Annotated in this window: 3 protein-coding genes; 1 reads left to right on the top strand and 2 read right to left on the bottom strand. The window is 73.8% G+C overall.

Annotated features, from left to right (window positions below):
• Both EYA84_RS30315 and cofD read right to left on the bottom strand, forming a co-directional pair.
• On the bottom strand, positions 1-757 hold a 757-nt coding region (locus tag EYA84_RS30315), incomplete at its 3' end, for a coenzyme F420-0:L-glutamate ligase (protein ID WP_131057639.1).
• Entirely contained in the window at positions 754-1,722 is a 969-nt protein-coding gene (gene cofD, locus EYA84_RS30310) for a 2-phospho-L-lactate transferase (protein WP_131057637.1), read from the bottom strand. The genes EYA84_RS30315 and cofD, both read right to left, overlap by 4 nt.
• A gap of 98 nt (positions 1,723-1,820) precedes the next feature.
• On the opposite strand from cofD, the gene EYA84_RS30305 reads away from it, so the two are divergent.
• Positions 1,821-2,604, top strand: a 784-nt coding sequence (locus EYA84_RS30305; protein WP_201272527.1) for a hypothetical protein, incomplete at its 3' end; no start/stop codon positions are given.

Genomic DNA, 2,604 nt, shown 5'->3' with positions numbered 1-2,604 from the left:
GGTGTGCGGCGTCGGCCAGCCCGGCCGCCCGGGCCTCGGCGGTGCCGAGCGAGAAGAGGTCCATCGAGGCGTCCCGCACCAGCACCCGGGCGCCGTCGCCGTCGTCGTCCTGCCCCGCGGTGAGGTAGCCCCGGACCACCGCGACCGGCATCTGGTCGCACTTGCCCTTGATCAGTTCGCCCGCGCCGGCCAACTCGTCGACCACGGCCATCTGGGTCAGCACCAGCTCGTTGCCGTACGGGTCGACCTCGCCCCGGTGGTCCCGGATCGCGTCCATCCCGGCCACGCCGAGGGCCACGTCGGTGAGCCCGTTGCGCCACGGCCGACCCATGGTGTCGCTGATGATCACGGCGACGTTCACGCCGCTGTGGGCCCGCAGGCCGGCGCGGAGTGCGCGGGCCGAGGCGTCCGGGTCCTCCGGGAGCAGCACCAGCCGGGTCTTGTCGACGTTCGAGGCGTCGATGCCGGCCGCCGCCATCACGAAGCCGTGCCGGGTCTGCACGATCCGGGTCGGGCCGCGTGACGCCACCACCCGGACCGTCTCCGAGGCCAGCACCTCGTCGCGGGCGGCCTGCCGGTCCGGGCCGTCGGCGGGTACGTCCACCAGCCGCCCCTCCGCCTTCGAGACGATCTTGCTGGTCACCACCAGCACGTCGCCGTCGCGCAGCCAGGGTGCCGCGCCTCCGATCAGCGCCGCCAGGTCGTCGCCCTCGGTCACGTGGCCGATGCCCGGCACCGGCAGGATCTCCAGTCTCACGTCAACTCCACCGCGGCGCGGACCATCGCCGCCGTCGCCGCCTCGTCGGTCATCCGTAGCGGCACCGCGCGTACCGTCACGTCCGGCACCACCGTGTCCGCATCCTCCTCGGCGACCAGCCATCCGTCGAGCAGGCCGTCGCCGGCCCGGCTCCCGTACAGCCCGCCGACCCCGGCGGCGGTGCACGGCACACCGACCACCGAGAGGCACCGGTCCGCCATGCCGCGTACCGGCGCGCCACCGATGATCGGCGACACCCCGACCACCGGGGCCGGACCGCCGGTCAGCGCCGCCCGCACGCCCGGTACGGCGAGGATCGGCGCGATGCTGACCACCGGGTTGCTCGGTGCCACCAGCACCACGTCGGCGTCGGCGATCGCCTCCGTCACGCCGGGCGCCGGCTTCGCGGCCTCCGCACCGACGAAGACGAACCGGTGCGTCGGCACCTGGGCGCGGTACCGGATCCACCACTCCTGGAAGTGGATCGCCCGCTGCCCGTCGGTGCCGTCGCCGGCCTCGTCGGGCGGGGTCACCACGACGTGCGTCTCCAGGCGGTCGTCGGTCGCCGGCAGCAGGCGTACGCCGGGCTGCCAGCGGGTCGCCAACGCGTCGGTCACCTGGTGCAGCGGGTACCCGGCGTCGAGCATGGTGGTGCGTACCAGATGGGTGGCCAGGTCCTTGTCGCCGAGCCCGAACCAGCTCGGCTCGGCACCGTACGCGGCCAACTCGGTCTTGACCGTCCAGCTCTCGCCGGTACGACCCCAGCCGCGCTCGGGGTCCGCCCCGCCGCCGAGGGTGTACATGACGCTGTCCAGGTCCGGGCAGACCCGGAGCCCGTGCAGGCGAAGATCGTCGCCGACGTTGACCACGGCGGTCACCTCGGCACCCACCTCACGGGCGTACGCACGCACCCCGAGCAGGAACCGGGCACCCCCGATTCCGCCGGTCAGAACCACGACACGCATCAGCCCATCCTCGCCTACGTGACGCCTCCGTCGGCCAGTCGTCCGGGGAGACTAGGCTCACGTCGGCACCTGTCCGCTTTCGCCCCCAGGGAGAGTCCGTGACCAGCCCCGTGGAGCAACCGCCCACCGAACCGACCCCGGCCCGTCAGGTGACCGGGCCGCTTCGGGAACTCGTCGCCCTCGTGCTCCTGGGCGCGAACGCCGTCTTCCTCTTCGTCGCGCTGATCCGGTTGGTCACCCCGCAGGGTGCCTACAGCACGGTGACCGGCCGGGCGGGCAGCGCGTTCTTCGCCTTCGTCGGGCTGGAGGCGATCGTCCTGCCGCTGCTGGCGGTGTTGCTCGCCACCCACCTCGCCCCGGTGGTCGGCAAGGCGAAGCTGATCACGCAGGTGGCCCTGGTCGAGTACGCGGTCAGCGTCGTGCTCGGCGGCCTGACGCTGCTGATCTGGACGGTCGGCCGGCTGGCCGAGGCACAGATCTTCGACGCCCTGACCGGCGTCCTCGTCCGGGCGGCCTGGGTGGCGTTGTTCGGCGCGGCGGCGTACGTGGTCTGGACCGTCTGGCGGCGGCTCTACCACGTGCCCAAGCCCAAGCAGGAGCCCGGACTGTACGGCAGCCCGCAGCAGGGCTGGGCCCCGCAGGGCAACCCGGGGCAGCCCGGTGGCTACCCGGGTGGGTGGCAGCAGCAGCCCGGTCCGGGTGGCGGTTGGTCCGGTGGCGAGCAGTCCGGCGGATACCCCGGCCAGGTCGGCTACCCGGGCGCGGGTCAGCCCGGCGGTTACCCCGGCCAGCCGGGGGGTTACCCCGGTTCTCAGCCGGGCGGATTCCCCGGTGGTCAGCCGGGCGGGGACCAGCCGCAGCCGGGTTGGCCGGTGGCGGGCC

The sequence above is a fragment of the Verrucosispora sp. SN26_14.1 genome (genome assembly GCF_004307965.1).
Taxonomy (GTDB): domain Bacteria; phylum Actinomycetota; class Actinomycetes; order Mycobacteriales; family Micromonosporaceae; genus Micromonospora.
The sequence above is the reverse complement of the archived record's forward strand: the minus strand, read 5'-3'. Positions and strand labels throughout refer to the sequence as shown.

What these genes read in the sequence shown, in the direction of transcription:
- cofD (WP_131057637.1), bottom strand. Translation starts at nt 1,722, where the DNA reads ATGCGTGTCGTGGTTCTGACCGGCGGAATCGGGGGTGCCCGGTTCCTG.